Source organism: Nonomuraea sp. NPDC004580 (genome assembly GCF_040609855.1).
Lineage (GTDB): Bacteria > Actinomycetota > Actinomycetes > Streptosporangiales > Streptosporangiaceae > Nonomuraea > Nonomuraea salmonea.
The window spans coordinates 264,384-287,019 of the sequence record NZ_JBEXLH010000001.1 but is presented as its reverse complement, the minus strand read 5'-3'; the positions used below and the strand labels follow the sequence as shown (position 1 = coordinate 287,019).

At 72.2% G+C, this 22,636-nt stretch carries 16 protein-coding genes; 6 read left to right on the top strand and 10 right to left on the bottom strand.

Annotation, left to right across the window (positions count from 1 at the left end; translation table 11 throughout):
* Positions 1-161 precede the first annotated feature (161 nt).
* Both cofD and ABZW11_RS01300 read left to right on the top strand, forming a co-directional pair.
* Positions 162-1,100 (top strand): 2-phospho-L-lactate transferase, encoded by a 939-nt coding sequence (cofD, locus tag ABZW11_RS01305; RefSeq protein WP_355411356.1) that lies wholly within the window; start codon positions 162-164, stop codon positions 1,098-1,100.
* Positions 1,097-2,374, top strand: a complete 1,278-nt coding sequence (locus tag ABZW11_RS01300) for a coenzyme F420-0:L-glutamate ligase (RefSeq protein ID WP_355411354.1) — start codon at positions 1,097-1,099, stop codon at positions 2,372-2,374. Before cofD ends, ABZW11_RS01300 begins: the two co-directional genes overlap by 4 nt.
* A gap of 3 nt (positions 2,375-2,377) precedes the next feature.
* Here ABZW11_RS01300 and ABZW11_RS01295 read toward each other — a convergent pair whose 3' ends face one another.
* The 7 genes from ABZW11_RS01295 to ABZW11_RS01265 all read right to left on the bottom strand — a co-directional run bounded on the left by ABZW11_RS01295 (position 2,378) and on the right by ABZW11_RS01265 (position 11,774).
* The gene (locus tag ABZW11_RS01295; RefSeq protein WP_355411352.1) at positions 2,378-4,126 is read right to left on the bottom strand and encodes a substrate-binding and VWA domain-containing protein; all 1,749 of its coding nucleotides are present in this window, start codon (positions 4,124-4,126) and stop codon (positions 2,378-2,380) included.
* 82 nt (positions 4,127-4,208) lie between these two features.
* Positions 4,209-6,755, bottom strand: a complete 2,547-nt coding sequence (locus ABZW11_RS01290; RefSeq protein WP_355411350.1) for a bifunctional FO biosynthesis protein CofGH — start codon at positions 6,753-6,755, stop codon at positions 4,209-4,211.
* A gap of 50 nt (positions 6,756-6,805) precedes the next feature.
* Positions 6,806-7,702, bottom strand: a complete 897-nt coding sequence (locus ABZW11_RS01285; RefSeq protein ID WP_355411348.1) for a DNA-3-methyladenine glycosylase 2 family protein — start codon at positions 7,700-7,702, stop codon at positions 6,806-6,808.
* 20 nt (positions 7,703-7,722) lie between these two features.
* A complete protein-coding gene (locus ABZW11_RS01280) occupies positions 7,723-8,814 on the bottom strand; it encodes an NDP-sugar synthase (protein ID WP_355411346.1) in 1,092 nt (363 codons plus the stop codon).
* Positions 8,815-8,834: 20 nt separating this feature from the next.
* A complete protein-coding gene (locus ABZW11_RS01275) occupies positions 8,835-9,950 on the bottom strand; it encodes a glycosyltransferase family 1 protein (RefSeq protein ID WP_355411344.1) in 1,116 nt (371 codons plus the stop codon).
* A 94-nt stretch (positions 9,951-10,044) separates the two neighbouring features.
* Positions 10,045-10,950 carry a lysylphosphatidylglycerol synthase domain-containing protein gene (locus tag ABZW11_RS01270; RefSeq protein ID WP_355411342.1) on the bottom strand — a complete coding sequence of 302 codons (906 nt, stop codon included), beginning with the start codon at positions 10,948-10,950 and terminating at the stop codon, positions 10,045-10,047.
* A complete protein-coding gene (locus ABZW11_RS01265; RefSeq protein ID WP_355411340.1) occupies positions 10,947-11,774 on the bottom strand; it encodes a class I SAM-dependent methyltransferase in 828 nt (275 codons plus the stop codon). Before ABZW11_RS01265 ends, ABZW11_RS01270 begins: the two co-directional genes overlap by 4 nt.
* 164 nt (positions 11,775-11,938) lie before the next feature.
* Here ABZW11_RS01265 and ABZW11_RS01260 point away from each other — a divergent pair, with 164 nt between their 5' ends.
* Complete coding sequence (locus ABZW11_RS01260) at positions 11,939-12,910, top strand: lysylphosphatidylglycerol synthase transmembrane domain-containing protein (protein ID WP_355411338.1); 972 nt, start codon at positions 11,939-11,941, stop codon at positions 12,908-12,910.
* Here the strand turns inward: ABZW11_RS01260 and ABZW11_RS01255 are convergent.
* From ABZW11_RS01255 to ABZW11_RS01245, 3 genes are all read right to left on the bottom strand, one after another.
* Positions 12,811-13,872: a glycosyltransferase family 4 protein gene (locus tag ABZW11_RS01255; protein WP_355411336.1), complete on the bottom strand. Its 1,062-nt coding sequence runs from the start codon at positions 13,870-13,872 to the stop codon at positions 12,811-12,813. The two genes, ABZW11_RS01260 and ABZW11_RS01255, sit on opposite strands and share 100 nt — an antisense overlap.
* Positions 13,873-13,875: 3 nt before the next feature.
* Positions 13,876-14,805, bottom strand: a complete 930-nt coding sequence (locus ABZW11_RS01250; RefSeq protein WP_355411334.1) for a glycosyltransferase family 2 protein — start codon at positions 14,803-14,805, stop codon at positions 13,876-13,878.
* Between the two features lie 100 nt (positions 14,806-14,905).
* Positions 14,906-16,933 (bottom strand): hypothetical protein, encoded by a 2,028-nt coding sequence (locus ABZW11_RS01245; RefSeq protein WP_355411332.1) that lies wholly within the window; start codon positions 16,931-16,933, stop codon positions 14,906-14,908.
* A 300-nt stretch (positions 16,934-17,233) separates the two neighbouring features.
* Here ABZW11_RS01245 and ABZW11_RS01240 point away from each other — a divergent pair, with 300 nt between their 5' ends.
* The 3 genes from ABZW11_RS01240 (at position 17,234) to ABZW11_RS01230 (ending at position 22,627) form a co-directional block, all read left to right on the top strand.
* Positions 17,234-18,700 carry a hypothetical protein gene (locus tag ABZW11_RS01240; RefSeq protein ID WP_355411330.1) on the top strand — a complete coding sequence of 489 codons (1,467 nt, stop codon included), beginning with the start codon at positions 17,234-17,236 and terminating at the stop codon, positions 18,698-18,700.
* 163 nt (positions 18,701-18,863) lie between these two features.
* Positions 18,864-20,519, top strand: coding sequence for an LCP family protein (locus tag ABZW11_RS01235; RefSeq protein WP_355411328.1), 1,656 nt, complete (start codon positions 18,864-18,866; stop codon positions 20,517-20,519).
* Between the two features lie 173 nt (positions 20,520-20,692).
* Positions 20,693-22,627, top strand: a complete 1,935-nt coding sequence (locus tag ABZW11_RS01230; RefSeq protein ID WP_355411326.1) for an acyltransferase family protein — start codon at positions 20,693-20,695, stop codon at positions 22,625-22,627.
* The last annotated feature ends 9 nt before the right edge of the window (positions 22,628-22,636 follow it).

Here is a 22,636-nt window from a genome sequence, read left to right as displayed (position 1 = left end):
TTGGTCCGAAGGGAGTTTGCCACATCAACGACTCAGCCGCCGGGAGTCACAGAAAGCACTTGCCTATCAAATCGGCTAATACCTCGACATATAAGGCGGACCGCTTCCGTAAAACAGATCCCGCGACGGGCTCGCCGCGGGCCGGTGGAAGACTGGTCCGCATGCACATCGTGTCCCTCGCCGGCGGCATCGGCGGCGCCCGGTTCCTGCGCGGCCTGCGCGCCGCCGCCCCCGACGCCTCCATCACCGTCATCGGCAACACGGGCGACGACATCACCCTGTTCGGCCTGCGCGTCTGCCCCGACCTCGACACCGTCATGTACACCCTCGGCGGCGGCATCGACGAGGAGCAGGGCTGGGGCAGGGCGAAGGAGTCCCACGTCGTCAAGGAGGAGCTGGCCGCGTACGGCGTCGAGCCGCAGTGGTTCGGGCTCGGCGACCGCGACTTCGCCACCCACATCGTGCGCTCGCAGATGCTGGAGGCCGGCTACCCGCTCTCCCAGATCACCGAGGCGCTCTGCGCGCGCTGGCAGCCGGGCGTGCGGCTGCTGCCGATGACCGACGACCGCTGCGAGACCCACGTCGTGATCGAGGACGAGCACGGCAGGCGCGCGATCCACTTCCAGGAGTGGTGGGTACGCCTGCGCGCCTCGGTGCCCGCGCAGTCGTTCGCGCTGGTCGGCGCCGACACCGCCAAGCCCGCGCCGGGCGTGCTCGAGGCGATCGAGCAGGCCGACGTGGTGGTGCTGCCGCCGTCCAACCCGGTGGTGAGCATCGGCACGATCCTCCAGGTTCCAGGCATCCGTGCGGCGCTGCTGCCCAAGACCGTCGTCGGCGTCTCGCCGATCATCGGCGGCGCGCCGGTGCGCGGCATGGCCGACGCCTGCCTGACCGCCATCGGCGTCGAGACGACCGCGCAGGCCGTGCTCGAGCTGTACGGCCCCGAGCTGATCGACGGCTGGCTGGTGGCCGAGGAGGACGCCGGGGTCGCGCTCGACGGCGTCGAGGTGGTCGCCCGGCCGATCCTCATGCACGACGCCGACGCCGCGGCCGGCATCGCCCGTACCGCACTCGACCTCGCCCAGGAGCTCAGCCGATGACCACCACTCCCCAGCACCTCGAAGTGATCGCGGTGACCGGCATCGGCGAGGTGCGGCCGGGCGACGACGTGGCGGCGCTGCTCGCCGGCGCGGACGTGCGCGACGGCGACATCGTGGTGGTCACGTCAAAGATCGTGAGCAAGGCGGAGGGCCGCGTACGCCACGCGCCCGACCGCACGGCGGCGATCGCGGAGGAGACCGCGCGGGTGGTCGCGCGGCGCGGCGACACCGTCATCACCCAGACCCGCCACGGTTTCGTGATGGCCGCTGCCGGGGTCGACGCCTCCAACACCGAGCCCGGCACGGTGCTGCTGCTGCCCGCCGACCCCGACGCCTCGGCCAGGCGCATCAGGGCGGGCCTCGGCCGGCGCGCGGGCGTGATCGTCTCCGACACGTTCGGGCGGCCGTGGCGCAACGGGCTGACCGACGTGGCCATCGGGGTGGCCGGGCTGCGGCCGCTCGACGACTACCGCGGGCGCGCCGACTCCTACGGCAACCAGCTGAGCGCCACGGTCACCGCGCTGGCCGACGAGATCGCGAGCGCGGCCGAGCTGGTCAAGGGCAAGCTCGACGGCGTCCCCGTGGCGATCGTGCGCGGGCTCGCCCATCTGGTGACCGACGACGACGGGCCAGGCGTCCGTCCGCTGGTGCGCCCGGCCGACGAGGACCTGTTCCGTCACGGCTCGCGTGACGTGGTGTTCGCCCGCCGGACGATCAGGGAGTTCTCCGGCGAGCCCGTCGATCCGGCGGCGGTGCGCAGGGCGGTCGCGGCGGGCATCGCGGCGCCCGCGCCGCACCACACGACCCCGTGGCGGTTCGTGCTGCTGGAGTCGCCCGAGACCAGGACGAAGCTGCTCGACGCCATGCGCGAGGCGTGGATCGCCGACCTGCGCGGCGACGGCTTCTCCGAGGAGTCGATCGCCAAGCGGGTCAGGCGCGGCGACGTGCTGCGCAACGCCCCTTATCTGGTCGTGCCCTGCCTGGTCATGGAGGGCTCCCACACCTACCGCGACGACCGGCGCAACGCCTCGGAGCGGGAGATGTTCGTGGTGGCGACGGGCGCGGGGGTGGAGAACTTCCTCATCCAGCTCGCCGTCGAGGGGCTGGGCTCGGCGTGGGTGTCGTCCACGATGTTCTGCCGGCCGGTGGTGCGCGAGGTGCTCGACCTGCCCGAGTCGTGGGACCCGATGGGCTGCGTGGCCGTCGGTCACGCCGCCGCGCCGCCGCGCGACCGCGCGCCTCGCGACCCGGCCGACTTCATCGTCGTGCGCTGACGGTCAGGTCGTCGGCTTGCAGGTGGGGTGGCACAGGCGGCGGGCCAGCGCGGCGAGGAACACGTCGATGATCTCGCCGGGTTCCTGCGCCTCGTGCAGCGAGCCGTTGGTGGCGGCGGCGATCTGCGCCAGCCCGTCGCGGTCCACGCCCTCGCCGAAGGCGATGACGATGATCTGGACGGGCCGGTCGGGGTCCCACTCGTCGCGCAGCCGCCGTACGAGGTCGGGCAGCTTGACGCCCTTGCCGTCGTCCTTGCCCGCGGTGATGACCAGGAGCGCGTTGTTCATCTCCTCCCGGTAGTCGCTCGTCACCCTGCGGAAGCCGCTGAGCACCGCGTCGTACAGGGAGCTGTCGCGGCGCGGATGCGCGGTGATCGTGCTGGTCAGCTCGTCGAGGCGGCCCTTGCGGACGACCTGGCCGCGCTCCGGCTCGCTGATCGGGCCGAGGCCGACGAGCTGCCGGTAGCCCTTGATGCCGCCGATGCCGCCGGCGAACTCCCACAGGCCCATGTGCGTGGAGTCGGGGAAGAGCCGCAGGCCGATCTTGGCGGCGTCGAGGGCGACGTCCAGCCGGGGGCGGCCGTTCAGCCGCTCGGCCATGTGCTTGGAGGTGTCGGCCAGCACGAGGATGTTCGTCGCGGGGGCCAGGCGGCTCCAGGCGCGCAGGGCCTCGTCGATGTCGTCGGGTGAGACCGACGTCCTGGTGAGCGGGGCGGCGGTGGGGAGCTGCGGGCCCGGCGAGATCGGGCCCTGGCGGCCGTCGCCCGACCTGAACCCGGCCCGCCTGACGATCTCCTGCGCCTGCGGGCCGCGCAGCCACGCCGCGAACGCGCTGGACGCCTCGGCCACGGCCGGGTCGCCGGCGGTCACGACGTACGGGTAGTCGAGGTTGATCGTGCCCTCGCGCGGGTGCAGCGCCACCACCGGGTCGGCCGACGGCCGCCGGCCGTGCTGGAAGACCGACTGCTCAGGCACGATCACGACCGGCCGCCGCCAGAACGTGCGGTCGTCCACGGCGGCCAGCATGCTGCGGTAGTCGGGCGCGGAGCCGGCCTGCGCCCACCGGACGAACGCGGTCAGCGCCTTGTCGGCGTCGGGCCCCGAGCCGACGACGTCCCGCGCGGCGGCCACGGTCGCGATGCCGGCGCCGGCCAGCGAGGGGTCGGGCACGCGGACGACGTCGGGCTCGTCGGCGGTGGGCGCCAGCCGCCCGCGTACGGTCGAGGGGAAGACCATCCGCCAGTTCATCTGCGTGCCGCCCACCGAGAAGCGCCTGGCCAGCGACGACCGCGTGGCGAACACCAGCGGCGAGGTGGCCACCACGCTCTCCTCGGCCGGCAGCGCGCTCGCGCCCTGCCGGCGGGCCAGCCGGATCCAGGCCGACGAGTCGGCGATCCAGCCGTCGGGCCGCTCGCGCAGCACGCCGGCCCGGTCGCCGATGAGCGTGCGCAGGACGGTGGCCGGTGGTTGCTCGGTCACCTGGACGAGCACGCACCGGCCGCCCGCGGCCGTCCTGGTGGCGTTGAACGCGTCTGCCGCCTCCATGACGGCGGGCGCGACGTCCACGGCGGCCGCGACGTCGACCAGAACAGGCTCTCGCGTGCGGCACAGCAGGCCGCCGCCGCCGAAGACGACGACGAGACCGGCCGCGACGATCGCCACGGCCGTCAGCCCCGCCAGCATGCCGCGCCTGAGCGCTTTCCTGCGGCGCTGCTCGGGGGACAGCGCGGCGTGGTGCCGACCCAACCGCACGGTGAACCTCTCTCCCGGGGGAGTGACGATTCTCCCAGCGCCTCACCTGGCGCACGCAAGACGTTGTTAGAACATGTTACAACTAGGCCAGTGGCAGGACCCTTCTGACGCTCTGGCAGACGCCGTCGCTGGCCGCAGAGGCCGCCAGCCGCTCCGCGCTCGGGACGCCGTACTCGGTGGTGCGCTGCCTCACCGGGCGGCCGCTCACCTCGACCATCGCGCGCAGCTCGCTGATCGTCTTGTACGACCCGTTCTCCGACCCGGCCATCCGGCTGATCGTCTCCTCCATGAGCGTGCCGCCGAGGTCGTTGACCCCGCCCTGGAGCACCTGGCGGCACAGGTCGTCCTGGAGCTTGACCCAGGAGCACTGGATGTTGGCGATGGCGCCGTGCAGCAGGATCCTGGCCAGCGCGTGCACGGCCCTGTTCTCCTGCGCGGTGGGCCCCGGCCTGGCCACGCCCGCGAGGTAGATGGGCGCGCTGGTGTGCACGAACGGCAGCAGCACGAACTCCGAGAAGCCGCCCGTCTCCTCCTGCAGCCTGCGGATGAGCTTGATGTGCCTGACCCAGTGCAGGTGGTTGTCCACGTGGCCGTACATCATGGTCGAGGTGGTGGGGATGCCCACCCGGTGGGCGGTGGTGATGACCTCGATCCACTCCTTGGCCGGCAGCTTGCCCTTGGTGAGCACCCAGCGCACGTCGTCGTCGAGGATCTCGGCCGCGGTGCCGGGCAGCGAGTCCACGCCGGCGTCCTTGGCGGCCTCCAGCCAGTCGCGGATGGACAGGTTCGTCCGGCTTGCGCCGTTGATGACCTCCATCGGGGAGAACGCGTGCACGTGCATGTCCGGCGTGCGCTCCTTGACCGCCCGCGCGATGTCGAAGTACGCGGTGCCGGGCAGGTCGGGGTGGATGCCGCCCTGCATGCACACCTCGGTCGCCCCGGCCGCCCACGCCTCCTCGGCCCGGTCCGCCACCTGGTCGAGGCTGAGGGTGTAGGCGTCGGCGTCGGTCCTGCGCTGGGCGAAGGCGCAGAAGCGGCAGCCGGTGTAGCAGACGTTGGTGAAGTTGATGTTGCGGTTGACGACGTAGGTGACGTCGTCGCCCACCGCCTCGCGGCGCAGCCCGTCGGCGATGGCGGCCAGCTCGTCCAGCGCCTCACCGTCGGCGCCGAGCAGAGCCACGGCCTCGGCGTCCGTCAGCCCGGCCGGGTCTGACTCGGCACGCCGCAGAGCCTGCCGCACGTCGCTCGGCGTGGCGGCGGCGGCCGTGCCGAGCCGCTCGCGCAGGGCGTCCCAGTCGCCGTAGACGTGGTCGAAGTCGTCGCGGCGGTCGTGGGTGCGGCCGGTCGTGTCCACCTCGACGTGCAGGTCCACCCGGCCGGACGCGGCGAACCCGCCGTCGGGCTCCTGCCACGGGCGGCCTTCGAGCACGGCGTCCTCGCGGGCCAGCCCGGTCTCGGGGTCGGCGAGCGCGGCGACGTGGGCGAACAGGCGGGGGTCGAGCCAGGGCTCGCCGGCGCGGACGTACTCGGGGTAGATGGTCAGGCGTTCCCTGAGCGCGAACCCGGCATCGCGCGTGCGTGCCGCCAGCTCGTCGATCTGCGGCCACGGCCGCTCCGGGTTGACGTGGTCGGGGGTGAGCGGGGACACGCCGCCCCAGTCGTCGATGCCGGCCCTGATCATCAGCTCGTACTCGGCGTCCACCAGGTTGGGCGGCGCCTGGAGGCGGACGCGGGGGCCGAGCACGAGCCTGGCGACCGCGATCGTGGCGGCCAGCTCCTGCAGGTCGGCGTCCGGCAGGCCGCGCATCGCGGTGTCGGGCTTGGCCCGGAAGTTCTGCACGATGACCTCCTGGACACCGCCGTACTCCCTGGCCACCTTCCTGATCGCGAAGATCGACTCGGCGCGGTCCTCGACGGTCTCGCCGATGCCGATGAGGATGCCCGTGGTGAACGGCACGTTGGAGCGCCCGGCGTCCTCCAGCACCCGCAGCCGCACGGCCGGGTCCTTGTCGGGCGAGCCGTAGTGCGGCTGTCCCTTCTCCTCATGGAGCCGGCGCGACGTGGTCTCCAGCATCATGCCCATCGACGGCGCCACCGGCTTCAGCCGCTGCAGGTCACGCCAGCTCAGCACCCCGGGGTTGAGGTGCGGCAGCAAACCGGTCTCCTCCAGCACCCTGATCGCCATGGCCCGGACGTAGGACAACGTGTCGTCATAGCCATGGGCGTCGAGCCACTCCCTCGCCTGGTGCCAGCGGTCCTCCGGCCGGTCGCCCAGCGTGAACAGCGCCTCCTTGCACCCCATCGCCGCCCCCTGCCTGGCGATCTCCAGCACCTCGTCAGGGCTGAGGAACGGCGCGGGCAGCTTGTGGGGCGCGGTCGCGAACGTGCAGTAACCACAACGGTCCCGGCACAGCCGGGTCAACGGGATGAAAACCTTCTTGCTGTAGGTGATGATCCCCTCGCGGCCGACGGCCCGCAGCCCGGCGTCGCGCACCCGGGAGGCGTGGTCGAGGAGCGTGTCGAGGTGGCCGTCACGGGCGTGCAGCAGGACGGTCGCCTCGGTGACGTCGAGCGTCTTGCCGTCCCTGGCGCGGGCGAGGGCGCGGCGGAGCGCGGAGTCAGAACTCATAAGGTGCACAGTACGTCGGCCTGAGTTCGCCGTACGCACCCAGGGTCGGCTCAGAACGACCGGTAGTCGCGCACCGGCATGCGCGGCCCCCTGGCCGGCGGGCGCAGCCCGGTGAGCCAGACCAGCACGGTCGCCCGGTGCCGATGCCCCGCGTACGGCTCCAGCAGCCGCAGCATCCCTCTGTCGTCGGTCTTCTCCCCCGTCAGGGCGTAGCCGACCAGCTTGGCCAGGTGGAAGTCGCCCACGCTGACCGCGTCGGGGTCGCCGAACGCCCGCTGCCGCACCTCCGCCGACGTCCACACCCCGACGCCGGGCAGCGCCCGCAGCAGCCGGTCGAGCTCCTGCGTGGTGGCCGCCGACTCCAGCTTGTCCGCGTGCCAGGCCGCGGTGGCGATGGTCCGCGCGCGGACGGCCTCCGCGCCCGCCCGGTGCCAGTGCCAGCTCGGGATCTGCCGCCACACCACGGGCTCGGGCACCACCCGCATGCCCTCGGGCGCGGGACCAGGCGCGGGCTCGCCATAACGCGTCAGCAGCCAGCGCCAGGCCCGCCACGCCTCCCTGCCGACGACCTTCTGCTCCAGCACGGCGGGCACCAGCGCCTCCATGACGCGGCCGGTCCGCCCGATGCGCACCCCGGGATGCTTGCGTACGGCCTCGGCCAGCACCTCGTGCCGGACACTGAACCCGGACAGGTCGTCGTCCGCGCCGAGCAGCGCGGGCAGCGTCTCCAGCGCCCAGCCGGCGCCCGGCCCCCACGCCTGCCCGAGCACGGCGCCGGCCGCGACGCTCACCCGGAGCGTGCAGGGCCCGTCGGGAGTCCTGGACGTGCGCCACACCGAGCCGTCATGGCCCTTGCGCCAGGTGGGGTCGCCGCCGCCCCTGCGGTGCGGCTGCAGGGCCAGCTCGACGTCGAGCGGCCCGCCGGGCACCCACCTGCGCTCTTTCACGCGTCCAGTCTGCCGGGTGCTCAGACGTCGCTGGAATAGCGCAGCGCCCGCTCGGGCAGTTCGACGCCCGGCCAGATGCGTACGCCGTGCTGCAGCTCGTTGCCGGGCCCCACGATCGCGCCGTCGCCGATGACCGCGTCGCGCACCACCGTGCCGGCGCAGACGCGCGCGCCCTGGCCGAGCACGGAGTCGGTGACGGAGGCGCCCGCCTCGACCACGCAGCCGTCGCTCAGCACCGAGCCGGCCACCGTGGCGCCCGCCTCGATCACCGCGCCGGCGCCGACGGCCGTGCCGCCCAGCACCTTCGCCTCGGACGAGACCCGCGCGCCGTCGAGCGCCAGGTATTCGCCGGTCGGGCCGGGCAGCGCGGGCGAGGCCAGCCGGCCCAGCACGAGGTCGCGCGAGCCCTGCACGAAGGCGGCCGGCGTGCCGACGTCGAGCCAGTAGGTGCGGGTGGCGTAGCCCAGCACGAGCCGCCCCGACTCGATGAGCCCGGGGAACGTCTGGCGCTCGACCGACACGACCTCGTCGCGCGGGATCGAGTCGATCACCGAGCGGGTGAAGACGTAGCAGCCGGCGTTGATGCGGTTGGTGACGGGATTGGGCGTCTTCTCCAGGAAGGCCGTCACGCGGCCCTCGTCGTCGGTCGGCACGCAGCCGAACCGGCTCGGGTCGTCCACTTCCGTCAGATGGAGCGTTACAGCGGCCTCGCGCGCGCGATGGAGACGCACCTGCTCGCCGATGTCGTGGCCGGACAGGATGTCGCCGTTGAGGATGAGCACCGGGTCGTCGGGCCCCGACGTGAGCGCCTCCGCGGCGTTGCGGATCGCGCCGCCGGTGCCGAGCGGCGTCTCCTCCGTCATGTACTCGAGCGTGAGCCCGAACCCCGACCCGTCACCGAAGGCCGGCTCGAACATGGATGCCTTGTAGGAGGTCGCGAACACGATCCGGCGCACGCCGAACGATCGCGCCCGCGCCAGCTGGTGGGCCAGGAACGGCACCCCGGCGGTCGGCAGCAGCGGCTTCGGCGTGCCCAGTGTCAGCGGACGCAGGCGCGTGCCCTGCCCCCCGACCAGGAGGATCGCCTCGAGGTCTGGCAAAGAGCTCTCCATCACTCCGTGAGGTTACCGAACTATTCGATCGCGCGTTGATAGGAGCTGAGATGCGCCTCGGCCGAGGCGTCCCAGGTGAATTCGCGGGCCCTGGCGAGCCCGGCCTCCCGCAGTTGCCGCCTGCGCTCGGGGGCGGCCAGCAGCTGGCCCAGCGCGGTGGCGATGCTGTCGGCGTCGGGCTCGGTGTAGGCGACGGCGTCGCCGCCGACCTCGGGCAGCGACGAACGGTGAGTCGTCAGCACCGGCGCGCCGCAGGCCATGGCCTCCAGCACCGGCAGCCCGAACCCCTCGCCGCGCGAGGGGAAGGCCACGACGAGCGCGCCGCCGAGGAAGCCCGGCAGGTCGGGCGCGCTGAGGTAGCCGGGCCTGATCACCCTGACCGTGGCCTCGACCTCCCGGCAGGCGGCGTCCACGTCGTCCTCGTGCACACCGCCGCCGATGACCAGCGCGGGCGGCCGGTCCAGCCGCTTGACGGCGGCGGCGAAGCCGCGGATGAGGTTCGGGACGTTCTTGCGGGGGTCGAGCGCGCCGAGGAACGCCACGTACGGCTGGCCGTGCAGCCCGCACCTCGTGGCCGCCCGCTGGACCTCCTCCTCGGTCGGCGGATGGAACTGCGCCAGGTCGACGCCGTGGTAGGCGACGTCGATGCGGGTGGGGTCGGCGGCCAGCACGCGGACCAGCTCGTCCCTGGTCGCCTTGGACGGCACGATGATGCGCCGGGCGTGCCGGACGGCGGTGCGGGTGGCCGAGCGGAAGAAGGACGCGCGCGGGCTGTGCTGGTCGGGCTCGGTGAACCAGGTCGCGTCGTGCACGGTCACCACGGTCGGCACGCCGGAGCCGAGCGGGATGGAGTAGTAGGGGGCGTGGATGACGTCGGCGCCCGCCTTGCGGGCCAGCAGCGGCAGGCCGCTCTGCTCCCACGCGAGCCTGGCGGCCCTGTTGGTGATGGCGACGGGGCCGGAGATGATCTGGGCGGACGGCGCGAGGCGCCGGTAGCGTTCGGCTTCGGAACGCTGGCAGACGACGGACAGCTCGGCGCCGGCGCGGTCGAGCGCGGCCACGAGCCCGTCCACGTATCTGATCAGCGCGCCGCGGTCCGCGGGGACCGCCGCCGCATCGACGAGCACACGAGGCATACGAAGATCTTCTCCCCTCAAGATCAACGTGGGACGGGCGTCCCCCTCTTGAAATTTCAGCTTATGACCAGCCTCCCCTAAATCGTGGGCCAAATCACACCGAGTCGCGACGAGCCGCGATTCCGGCGGTTCCGGCGCAGATCAGGTCACCGGCGATGATCACGATCCGGGAGGCCAGGGCGACCGCGATCGCGGAGCCCCGATCGAGCTGCGGGGCCAGCACCGCGACCATGGCCAGCTCCCTGACACCGGCGCCCGCGGGGATCACGAAGGTCATGATGCCGAGGCACCACGACAGCGCGAACGCGCCGATGGCGAAGACCAGGCCGCCCTGGGGGACGACGAAGGAGAGGTGCACGCCGTAGGCCACCCAGCCGGCCAGCGCCCAGGCGAGCGCGGTCAGCATGCCGCGCCTGGTCAGCGGCCGTTCGAGCGGCTCGCGCTTCAGCTTGCGCAGGACGAAGCCGATCACCGCGTTGACGACCCTGGGCTCCAGCAGCACGAGCAGCAGCGGGATGAACAGCAGCAGCCAGCCGTAGCGGTCCCAGCCGAGCGTGACGAGCGTGACCAGCAGGCCGGTGGCGAGCTGGACGGGCATCATCAGGAAGAACGCCGCCGCGCTGCGCGAGCGCGGCACGCCGAGGTCGCGGCCCATCTCCATCTGGGCGAGCATCGGCCAGACCGTGCCGGGGATGTATTTGCCGAGCTGGCCGACGAAGAACACCTTCGCGGCCGGGCGCAGGGGCAGCGGCGAGCCGAGGTCGGCCAGCAACGTACGCCAGGTCAGCATGGCTCCGAGCAGCGCCGCTATCACCGCGACCAGCGAGCCCGCGAGCGCGGGGACCGACAGCCTGGCGAACCCGGCCACCACGGCGTCCCACTCCCTGATCACCGCCCACGCGCCGAAGCCGAGCGCGACGGCCAGGAAGCCGTATCTCACCAACCGGCGAGCCGGTGAGCGCCGGGGAACGGCCTCGGAAGCGGCCTCGTCGGTGGTCACAGCGGCCGCACCCGCTCCGGCGGCTGCGGCAGGTGCGCGCCCACCGGGCGGCGGGCCCTCTTGGTCGCCACCCACAGGTACGTCGGCACGACCGGCAGCAGCAGCTTGAGCACCCCGCGCGGCGTACGCGACAGGACGGCCCTGACCACCTTGCCGAGCACTCCCGGGAACAGCTCGCCGCCCGCGAACTTGGTCGGCGTGGCGAGCACGGGGAACGTGTAGTCCCAGATGTGGAAGGCCCGCAGCATCTTGCGCAGCCCGCGCCGCGTCCTGAACCGCTCGTAGTAGTGGTCGGCCCGGCCGGACGCGCGGACGTAGCGGTCGGCGAGCGCCGGCGGCAGGTAGGACAGGAACGGCAGCTTGTAGTGGGGCTCCATGATACCGAGCCGGTTGCCGAGCCCCAGGTAGAGCACGCCGTCGTCGGACAGCACCCGGTGCATCTCGGCCACCACCGCGTCGGGGTCGACGACGTGCTCGTAGATGTGGTTGAAGACCAGCACGTCGATCGAGCCGTCGGGGAACGGCAGCGCCGTGCCGTCGCCGCAGACGAACGCCACCCGCTCGCCGAACCGGTCGGCCGCCTTGCGCAACCCCGGCACGTCGATGTCGATGCCCAGCGTGTGGCGGGCACCGGCCTGCGCCAGCTCGTCGGCGATGAAGCCGGCCGAGCAGCCGACGTCGCCCACCGTGAGCCCGTCGAGCGGCCCGTGGAAGTGCTCGAGGACGGCGATGATCTTCGCTGCCTTCCGCCGCCGCTTCTCCTCGTCGAGCATGGCGGACTGGAACTCCGAGTATTCGAGCTGCGCGACCCGTTCTTTCACCACGACTCCCAACCGTACCGACCTCTGCGCCCATCCGACGTCGAACCGCCTTGGTACGGTGGCCATCCGGCGGCGTGGTGAGGATCGTCCCGGCGGTGCCGGCGGCGCCGGCGCTGGTGGCCGCCGTCGTCTGGCTTTACCAGGCGTACCGCGCGTAACCTGAGCCAATGCTCCGCCGCCTGCTGCGCCTCCTCCTCGCCCTGGTCGCGCTCGGTTTCCTGGGCTACGGGCTGGCCGCCCACTGGGAAGAGACCACCGGCGCGCTCGCGCGCATGTCGCCCTGGGCGGTGCTCGGGGCGTTCGGCTCGGTGCTGCTCGGCCAGTTCTTCATGCTGGTGGCCTGGCGGGAGATCCTCGCGGGTCTGGGCACGCGGGTGCCGGTGCGGGTGGCCGGGCGGATCATGTTCGTGGGGCAGCTCGGGAAGTACATCCCGGGTGCGGTGTGGGCGTACGCGGCGATGATGGACCTCGGCCGCGACCACGGCAGCCCGCCGCGGCGCACGTTCGCGACGATCTCGCTGGGGCTGGTGATCAATCTCGGGGTGGCGATCTCGATCGCCGCGGCCACGCTGGGCACGCTGGAGGCGGTACGGCAGGCGTGGTACCTCGTGCTGCTGGTGCCGGTGATCATCATCTGCCTGCATCCCAAGGTGCTGACCTGGGGGCTCAACCTGGCCCTGCGCATCGCGCGCAGGGAGCCGCTGGAGAGCGTGCTGCCCGGCCGTACGGTGCTGGTGGCGGTGGGCTGGACGGCGCTCGGCTGGCTCGTCTACGGCCTGCACATCTGGCTGGTCGCCGGCAGCGCCATCCAGGGGGCCGACCTCTACGTGATCGCGACCGGCGCCTACGCGTTCGCCTGGGCCACCGGCATCCTGACCGTCGTGGTGCCGGCCGGCGTCGGCGTCAGGGAGGGCGCCCTGGTGCTCGTGCTCGGCCCGGTCATCGGCACGCCGGCGGCGCTCGCGGTGGCGATCGTGTCGCGGGTGGCGTTCACGCTGGCCGACGCGGCCCTCGCGGGGCTGTTCGTGCTGCTCGGCCGTCAGGCGGCCAGCAGCGTGCCCGCGTACGCCGACCAGAACGGCTCGGGATCGACCGCCTTGACCCCCGACCGCAACCTCTCTGGCTCGCCCGAGGCGTAGAATCGCTCGATCGCCTCGCGCAGGGCCCCCACGTCGTCCGGCTCGACCAGCAGGCCGTCCACGCCGTCGGTGACGTGCTCGGCCAGCGCGCCCACCCTGGTCGCGATCACCGGCACGCCGTGCTCGTGGCCGAGCCAGACGTTCTGGCTGGCCGTGGCGCTGCGGTAGGGCAGCACGAGCGCGTCGGCGGCGGCGAACAGCTTCGGCACTTCGCCTGCGGCGACGTAGCCCGGCCGCAGCTCGACCCGGTCGCCGATGCCCAGCTCGGCGATCAGCGCCCTGGTCTCGTCGAGCCCGCCCCAGAACTCACCGGCCACGGTCAGCGAAACGCCCTCGGGCAGCGCCCGCAGCAGCAGGTCGAGCCCCTTGTACGGCCGCACGATGCCGAAGAACAGCAGCCTGCGGTGCACCTCGGCCGAGCGTTCCGCCGTCGTCGATGGCAGGTGGGGCGGCAGCCCGGCCACGCTGACCGGCTTGGAGGTGAGCCCGCGAGCCAGCTCCGCCTGCTGCTCGGAGTGGGCCAGCACGCCGTCGACCCGCTTGAGCAGCGCCTTCATCAGCGGCTCGTCGTAGGGCTTGCGCTCGTGCGGCAGCACGTTGTGGCACAGGGCGATCGCCTTGGTGCGGCGCTTGAGTCCGTACAGGATGCCGAGGTACGCGGGCACCTGCACCGGGCTGAGCACGGCGAGCACGACCAGGTCGGCCGAACGCAGCCGCCGCCCCGCGGCCACCCAGCCGTCGGGCCGCCGCCAGTCGAGCCGCCGCACGGTTCTGTCGTAGGGGGTGCCCTCAGGCGCGGAGATCGTCTGCTGTCCCGGATAGAGGAACGACGGATATTGGGCGCGCCACGACTCGATCACCACGTCGTGGCCGAGCGCCGCCAGCCGGTGCGCCAGCTCCGTGGTGTGCTGGGCCCCGCCCCCCTTGTACGGATACGTCGGCCCGACGATCGCGATGCGCACCGGTCACTCTCCCCGCGAGCGCACGATCAGGTCGGCGAGCAGCGCGACCGAGCCGATGAGCATGCCCGACAGGAAGATCATGACGGTGTTGGCGGGGAAGTAGAACGGGTGCTCGATCATGTCCCAGACGCCCTTGACGAACCCGATGCCCACCAGCCACAGCGCCGGCGGCATGAGCACCTTGAGCGGGTTGAAGTACATGATCATCCGCAGCACCTGCAGGATGTAGCGGTAGGCGTCGGAGACGAAGCTGAACTTCGACTTGCCGGCCCGCTTCGCGTAGTCGGTCGGCAGGTAGTAGATGTCGTGCTGGTTCATCAGGAACGACAGCGTGATCGTCGTGACGCACGAGAACCCGGGAGGCAGCAGCCGCAGGTAGGGCCGCGCCACCGACTTGCGGAAGGCACGCAGCCCTGAGTTGAGGTCGGGGATCTTCTGGCCCGCCAGCATCTCGGCCACCTTGCGGATCACCCACTTGGCCGGCACGCGCAGCAGCTTGTGCGAGCCCTCCTCGCTGGTGCGGGCGCCGACCACCTGGTCGACCGAGGGATCCTTCTCCAGGATCTGCACCAGCTCGGGGATGCGCTCGTTGGCGTAGGACATGTCGGCGTCGGTCCACACCACGATCTCGCCCCTGGCCTCCTGCGTGCCGATGCGCCGCACGGTGCCGGAGCCGCCGTTGCGGTGAAAGGCGCGGATGCGCAGGTGGGGATAGTCGGGCGCGGCCTCCTTGAGCCTGGCCAGCGTGTCGTCGGTGGAGCAGTCGTCGATGGCGACGAGCTCGTAGGTGTAGCCGCTCGAGTCCATCGCCTTGGTGATGCGCTCCACCTCGTCGATGACGTGGTCCTGCTCGTTGTAACAGGGCAGGACGATCGTGACGTACGGCGCTTCTTCCACGGCGGTTCCACTCTTGGGGGTCTCAGGCGTGCTCACGGGGGTCGAGGTTACTCTGCCCCGCCGGAAGGCGAGTGCACATCACTCCAGCGGGTGCCCCCGATTCCAGGGCTGTTCCTTCCAGTGTGACCCATCCCGGTCAAGCGACGGTCATCCACACGTTGATCCGCAGTGACCACGTGGCATCGGGGGCCTCAATGAGCGAGCGCTCGTCCTGCCGGGTGACCAGCCGCATCACCTGCGTGGCCCGCCCGTACGGCGCGACCTGCGACTCCTCGGCGCCCAGCAGCACCGGCACCCGGCCGGCCGCGCGCACCCGCTCGATCTGGCGGCGCACCTCGCGCTCCGGCGCGACGTCGGTGCCCGCACGCTTGACCTTGGCGGCCGGTTTTCCGCACATTCCCCGTACGACCTGGACGAACCGGTCGCCGGTCACCCGCTCCACGAACAGCACCGACGCCCGGTCGGGCAGCCGCGCGCACATCTCCTCGACCGCCGCCGCCTCGCCCCGCTCCACCGGCGTGAACGCGGTGCCGATCGACGTCACCACCGGCGGCGCCAGCACCAGCAGCACCGCCATCACCGTGCCCCACTTCAGCACCAGCGGGCCGTGCCGGTCCATGAGCCGGCGCAGCCGGGCCAGCCCGTACGCGGCCAGCAGGATCACCCCGGGGATCACCACCGGCACCAGGCGGCGGGCGGCCCACGGATGGTCGGGGGTGATCTCAGGGCGCAGCAGCGTCGTGACCGTCGTCCAGCCGACCACCGCGAGCGGCAGCAGCCAGGCGAACGACGAGCCGTCGCGCAGCAGCCTGCGCACCAGGAGGGCGGCGGCGATCGTGGCCAGCGCGAGCGTCGCCGGGCCGACGTACCAGGTGAGCCAGTGCAGGGAGTTCTCGAAGTAGAGGCGGGTGCCGTCCTCCGGCAGGCCGTTGGCGCGCTGGATCTGCCGGATCATCTCGTACGTGCGCCAGTCCTCCGGATTCGCCGGGTCCCTGGTCACGGTCTGGTACCACGGGCGGGCGTACAGGGCGATCATCAGCAGCACGGTCAGCACCGCGCCCGTCCTCGGCAGCCAGGCCGGCAGGCTCATCCGGGCCAGGGCGGGGGCGGCGGCCGTGCCCGCGAGGGTGAGCACGAGGACGGCGGCGCAGATGAGCAGCAGCGGCCGCACGGAACCGCTCAGATAGTCGAGGTACGGCCTGGCCAGCAGATACGCCGCCGCCAGCCCGACGCCGGCCCCGACGACCAGTCCCGCGAGCAGCGGCGGCCCCAGCCGCCCGACGGGCCTGCCCAGCCGGCGCAGCGCGATCAGCAGCCCGGCGAACGCCAGCACCGGCAGCACGTCGCGCAGCCCGTCGATCCTGACCAGCACCGCCAGCCCGAACACCAGCCCGGCCAGCCCGGCCAGCCCCGCCGTCCCCCGGCTCGGCCCGCCGTCACGGGCTCGCGCCAGCGCGTCGTACGCCAGGGCCAGCCCGCCGAACAGCAGGATCACCGACGGGATCTCGCTGAACGTGGTCCGCGAGGTGTAGAGGACCGGCATGCAGACCGCGAACGCCGTCGCCGCCGGCACCGCCCACCGCGCCCCGGCCAGCCGCGCCACCACGCCGCCCAGCGTGAGCACCGCCAGCGCGCCCAGCACGGCCGGCACCACGAACGGCGCCCCCAGCCAGTCACCGATCGCGAACAGCATCGGCGGCCCCGGCATGAACTGCGGCAACAGCCCGCCGTCCACCGCGTAGAACCCGACGCTGTCGAACTCCAGCCCCGCGTCGGGGCCGCCGAACGCCTCGGCCCGCGCCGGGATCGGCAGCGAGCCGTGGGCGGCGATCCAGGCGGCGTACTGGGCGTAGGTGGCCGGGTCACGCCTGACGGCGAGCTGCTCGCTGTGCAGGAGCACGTTGAACACCCCGGACGCCACCGCCACCCCGGCGACCCCACCGAGCTGCCACCAAGCCGCCCGCGGCGCTCCGGCCCCCAGACCGCGGGTCCCCGCCCAGCACAGCAGCACCGCCATGGGGACCCCGAGCACGGTGACGAGCACCGGCGTGAACCGGCCGAGCAGCAACAGCGGCAGCCCGGCCAGCAACCAGCCCGCCACGGCCAGCGCGGGGAGCACCGACAGCGCGGCGAGCCACCGGCCGGGACGATGATCGTGTTCCATCGGAGACCGAGCGTATCCAACCCCGCACACCCCTCGCGGCCACGGGAGCCGCCAGACGGCCCGGAGGCACGGGAAGCGCGCGAACGCCGGTAGCGTACGCGACGTGCCGGAGATGGGAAGGACCAGCGGTTGATGGCGGACCCGCACGCCGAAAGGCCCGCGAACCCCACACCCCCAGACAAGCCCGCGCAACCCGCGAGCCCGCGTCCGCGCGCGGAGGAACAGGGGCCGCCCACCGAGCCGGGTCAGCGCGCGGAGCCCCCGGAGAAGCGGGCAGGAAGGCGGCGGAGGGGGGCCGGGGTGCGGGAGCGGGTGCGGCGGCATCGGTGGTTCCTCGCCGTGCTGGGGCTCGGGGCCGTGCTGCGGCTGCTCGCCATGCTGGGGTACCGGCCGGCCCTGTGGTTCCCCGACTCCTACACCTACATCGTCACCGTCTTCAGGCCCCGCCCCGACCTGGTGCGTCCGGCCGGCTACTCGATGTTCCTCAAGCTGCTGGAGCCGCTGCACGCGTTCGGCGCGGTGACGGTGGCGCAGCACCTGCTGGGCCTGGCGACCGGGGTGCTGATCTACCGGGCGGCGCGCAGAGCCCCCAGGTGGGCGGCGACGCTGGCGGCGGTGCCGGTGCTGCTGGACGCGTACCAGATCGAGCTGGAGCACCTGCTCGTCTCGGACACGCTCTTCATGTTCCTCGTGGCGACGGCGGTCGTGCTTGCCACGACGGCCCGCCCTGCGACGGTGGCGGGCATCGGCCTGCTGCTGGCGGCGGCCACGCTGACCAGGACCGTCGGGCAGCCGCTGATCGTCCTGCTGGCGGCCTGGTTCGTGCTGCGCGGGCGGATCAGACTGGCCGGCGTGCTGGTGGCGGTCGCGCTGGTGCCGCTCCTCGCGTACGGGGCCTGGTTCTACGCCACGTACCAGCGGGTGGGCCTGATCGGCGCGAACGGCGTCTTCCTGTACGCCCGCACGATGTCCTTCGCCGACTGCGCCGAGATGGACCCGCCGCCCGACCTGCGGGAACTGTGCGACCCGCGCCCGCCCGGCCAGCGGCCGCCCTCGCAGGAGTACATCTGGGCCCAGGACTCCCCGCTGGTGCGACGGCCCGGCATCACGTTCACGAAGGAGACCGACGACCTGGCGGCCAGGTTCGCGATGCTGGCGATCACCAAGCAGCCGCTCGACTACGCCGGGTCGGTGCTGTCTGAGCTGGCCCGCACCTTCCGCTGGGACCGCCCGGTCTATCCGGACGCCGAGATCTACGGCTACTACCAGTTCCCCCACGAGCGCCCCGGGCCACCTGGCCGCTATCCCGCGCAGGTCGGCGCCGAGTATGCCAAGCTCTACGAGCAGGGTGCGATCGGCACGGAGATCGTCGAGCCATATGCCGGCTGGCTGCGGGCCTACCAGAGCGTGGCGCGCCTGCCCGGCACGCTGCTGCTGGCAGTCCTGCTCGTGCCACCGGTGGCGGCGATCGCCCGCAGACGCGCGGGCGACCGCCTGGGCAACCGCCTGACGACGCCTCCGCCCTGGCTGGCGCCCTGGTCGGTGGCCGTCGTGCTGCTGATCACGCCGGCCGCGGCCGCCGAATTCGACTACCGGTACGTCCTGCCGGCCGTGCCGGTGGCCTGTCTGGCGGCGGCCCTCGCCATCGGGCCCGCGGAGCGGAGACGACGCGAACAAGGACGCGAACAAGGACGCGAACGAGAACGACGCGGCCGGGGACGTGACGAGCGGGGACGCCCTGGTCGCGGAGAAAGAGTTTGGCGATGACATTCCACCCAATGTCCGGCTCTGAGTATGCTGTGCGGCGGAAACATCACGCCCGGGTCACGGCCGTTCCCCACGTTCATGACCCGTGGCACGCCGTACGTGACCTAGTCTCGTGGCGCGGAGCGACCATGCCGGCGGCGCAAGGAGTGAGGTCGGGGGGCGTATGACTGACTACAGGAGCGTGCCGGTAGTCGATTCCGTGCACGACCGCCGATCGGCCTCCACCCAGCCGGGCAGCAGGATGGCCCGCAGAGCGGCCGCCGCCGCCCCGCCGCCTCCGCCGCCCGACGACCGTCCCCCGCGCGGCCACCGCTCGGGCGGCTCCGGCGACGGTCAGACCAAGATGCGCGTGCTGGCGTACGTGAGCATCGGCGTCACCACGGTCATGGTGGCGGGTGCGCTGACGGCGTACACCGCCTATCGCGACGCCTTCGGCAACATCAACGAGAAGAGCGTCAAGGAAGACATCATCAACCCGCGCCCGCCCGACACGGGCGCGCTCAACGTGCTGCTCGTCGGCTCCGACACGCGGGCGGGCGCCGGCAACGCGAGATACGGCCAGCAGCTGGCCCGCGAGGCCGACGCGGGCGGCAAGCGCACCGACACGATCATCCTGCTGCACCTGTCGCCCGACCGCGACAAGGCGCGGCTGATCAGCTTCCCGCGCGACTCCATGGTGCAGATCCCCAAGTGCAAGAACGAGGCCACCAAGCAGGAGATGCCGCCGCGCCGCGACATGATCAACTCGGCGTACAACTCGGGCGGCATCGCCTGCACGATCTCCACCATCGAGACCCTCACCGGCATCCGCGTCAACCACTTCGTCGAGGTGGACTTCAGCGGGTTCAAGAACATCGTCGACGCGCTCGGCGGCATCGAGATCTGCCTCAAGTCGGGCGTCAACGACAAGGCGTCCAAGCTGGTGCTGCCGCCCGGCAAGAGCCTGCTCAACGGCGAGAAGGCGCTCGGCTACGTACGCCTGCGCAAATACGGCGACGGCAGCGACATCCAGCGCATCAGACGCCAGCAGATCTTCCTCAGCAAGGTCGTCGCCAAGGCCACCAGCAGCGAGCTGCTGACCGACGTTGGCCGGCTGCGCGACTTCATCGCCGCGGCGGCCGGCTCGGTCACCATGGACCCCGAGCTGGCCAACGACACCGAGCAGCTCATCCAGATCGCGCTGAGCGCGAAGGAGATGACCGCCAACGGCGTCAAGTTCACCACCGTGCCCTGGGTCCCCGACCCCGAGGACACCAACCGGGTGGTCTGGAAGCAGCCCGACGCCGACGAGCTGTTCACCTCGATCAAGACCGACACCGAGGTGACCAAGACCGCCGAGGCGGGCGCCGACACGCCGGCCAAGCCCAAGGCCAAGATCAAGCCTGAGCAGGTGCGCGTCCAGGTGCTCAACGGCACCAAGACCGTCGGGAAGGCCCGCGAGGTGGCCGACGAGCTGGCCAAGCAGGGCTTCACGGTCGTGGGGCTGGGCAACTACGAGGCCCCGGGCGGCGTGAGCCTGGCCAAGAGCGAGATCCACTACTCCAAGACCGCCGAGACCGCCGCCGACCACGCCCTTACTCTGGGCGGGTCCGTCCTGCCGAAGCCGCAGGCCGCGTCCGGGAAGGTGAAGGCGGTCGGCGCGCAGCCGTACACCGGGGCCGTGGCCACCACGACCGGTGCCGGGGCGCCCGCGAAGGGCACGCCGGTGATCCAGCTCGTGGTCGGCGAGGACTTCGACTCGGTCAAGGTGACCAAGCTGCCCGACAGCGTCAACAACAGCACCATCACCGCGTCCGAGCAGAAGAACGTGTGCACCTGAGGCTCCAAGTTCCCTGTGTAACGAGCCGTTCTGGCTCGCTACGAGAGACAGGAGTCGGAAGGCGGGATAGTCTGTGGCGGTCGGCGACGCAGCGCTGAACGGGCCCGCAACAGTCCATCACCGCGCTGCCGTCGTGTTCCCCGGCCCCGAGCGAAGCTGAGCGACTTCCTTCTGTGTCTGACACCAGTTCCTCCCGACCGGCCACGACCCCGCGGCGTCCCGAAGAGGAGGGGCCTGCCAACACGGGATCCCGCTGGCCGCTGCCGGAAGAGACCTTCTGGAGCGAGTCCACCGACCCGCACGGGGTGGCGCCAGGCGAGCTGACGCAGCCCCAGCCGGCCATCACCCCGGACGCTCCCGCCCCCCGGTCTCGCGGCACGAGCCCCGAGGCCGGACGCTCGCGCGGCCGCAGAGGCGCCGACGCCGGCCACCCCTACTCAAACGGCCACGGCTCCGAGCCGGCCCGGCCGCTCGCCGCCGACCGGCGCGCCGACCCGGGCTCACCGCTCGCCAACGGCCGTGGCGCGGAGGCAGGACTGCACCGGGGCCACGCCCCCGAGGGCGGACAGCACCGCGGCAGGGCCCCCGAGGCCGGCCAGCCCCGGGGTCACGCACCGGAAGCCGGCCCGGCCCGCGGCCGCGGCTCCGAGGCCGGACAGGCCCGCGGTCGTGCTCCGGAGGCCGGACAGCCCCGTAATCGTGTTTCAGAGGCCGGGCAGGCCGGTGGCCGCGGCCCTGAGGCCGGTCAGGCCCGCGCCGCCGCCCCCGAGATCGGCGAACCGCGTGCGCAAGGCCGCGACGCCGCCCGTGAGGGCAGGCGGGCTCGGGCCGTGGCGGGCGACGAGCCCGTGGCGCCGCGAGGGCGGCGGGCCAAGGAGCCGGTCACGGGACCTGACGGGGTCCTGGTGGCGGGCGGCCCTGAGCCGGGACGTGCCGTGCCCTCCGGACCGCCCGAGGGGCAGCCGGCCGGACGGCCTGCGGGGCGAACCGCAGGCCGACGTGCCGAGCAGGGCGCCGTTCCGGTGGCAGCGGGCGCCGGGCAGCGGCAGGCGGCGACGCCGGACGCGGGCGGCCAGGAGCGGCCGGAGCCGCAGCAGCAGCCCGACAAGCCGAAGCGCAAGCGCGACCCGTTCCTCGACAACGTCAAGTTCGTCCTGATCGCGCTGGTGCCGATCGGCCACTCGCTGGTGCCGACGCTGGCCGCCGACTCGGCGCGGGCGGCCTACATCTTCATCTACACGTTCCACATGCCGCTGTTCGTGCTGATCAGCGGCTACCTGTCCAGAAACTTCTGGAACTCCAACGCCAAGACCAACAAACTGGTCGACACGTTCCTCATCCCGTACGTCATCGTCGAGGTCGGCTACGCCGCGCTCCGCTTCGCGCTGGGCCAGAAGTGGAGCCTGACGATCATCGACCCGGCGTGGCTCAACTGGTATCTGCTGGCGCTGCTGTTCTGGCGGCTGTCCACACCGGTGTGGAAGCGGATGAGATACCCCGTGCCGGTGGCGATAGCGATCTACCTGTTCGCCGGGTTCTCCCAGATCTCGGGCGACTTCAGCATGGACCGCTTCTTCGGCCTGCTGCCGTTCTTCGTGATCGGCCTCGTGATGCAGCCCGAGCACTTCGAGATGCTCAACCGCCGCTGGATCAAGATCCTCTCGGTGTTCACCGTGCTGGGCGCGGCGGCGGTGGCCATCTACATCGCGCCCAAGTCGCCGCTCGGCCCGTTCTACTACAAGAACAGCTACCAGGACCTGCACCTGTCCTGGTGGATGGGCCTCGGCGTGCGTACGGGCCTGCTGATCTGCGCGCTCGCGATGTGCTTCGCGGTGCTGGCGCTGGTGCCCAGGAAGGAGACCTGGTACACCGACCTCGGCACCCGCACGCTCTACTGCTACCTGCTGCACGGCATCCCGGTGCTGATCGCCAAGGAGATGGGCTGGCTGTCGGTGCCGTGGCTGTACGGGCCGCTGGGCGTGCTCGCGATCGCGTCGAGCTGTTTCGCGCTGGCCATCATCCTGTGCCTGGCCGAGACCCGCACGCTCTTCAAGTGGGTGCTCGAACCCCGCCTGACCTGGCTCTATCGCCGCCCCTCACGAAGTTAAGCGATCGTT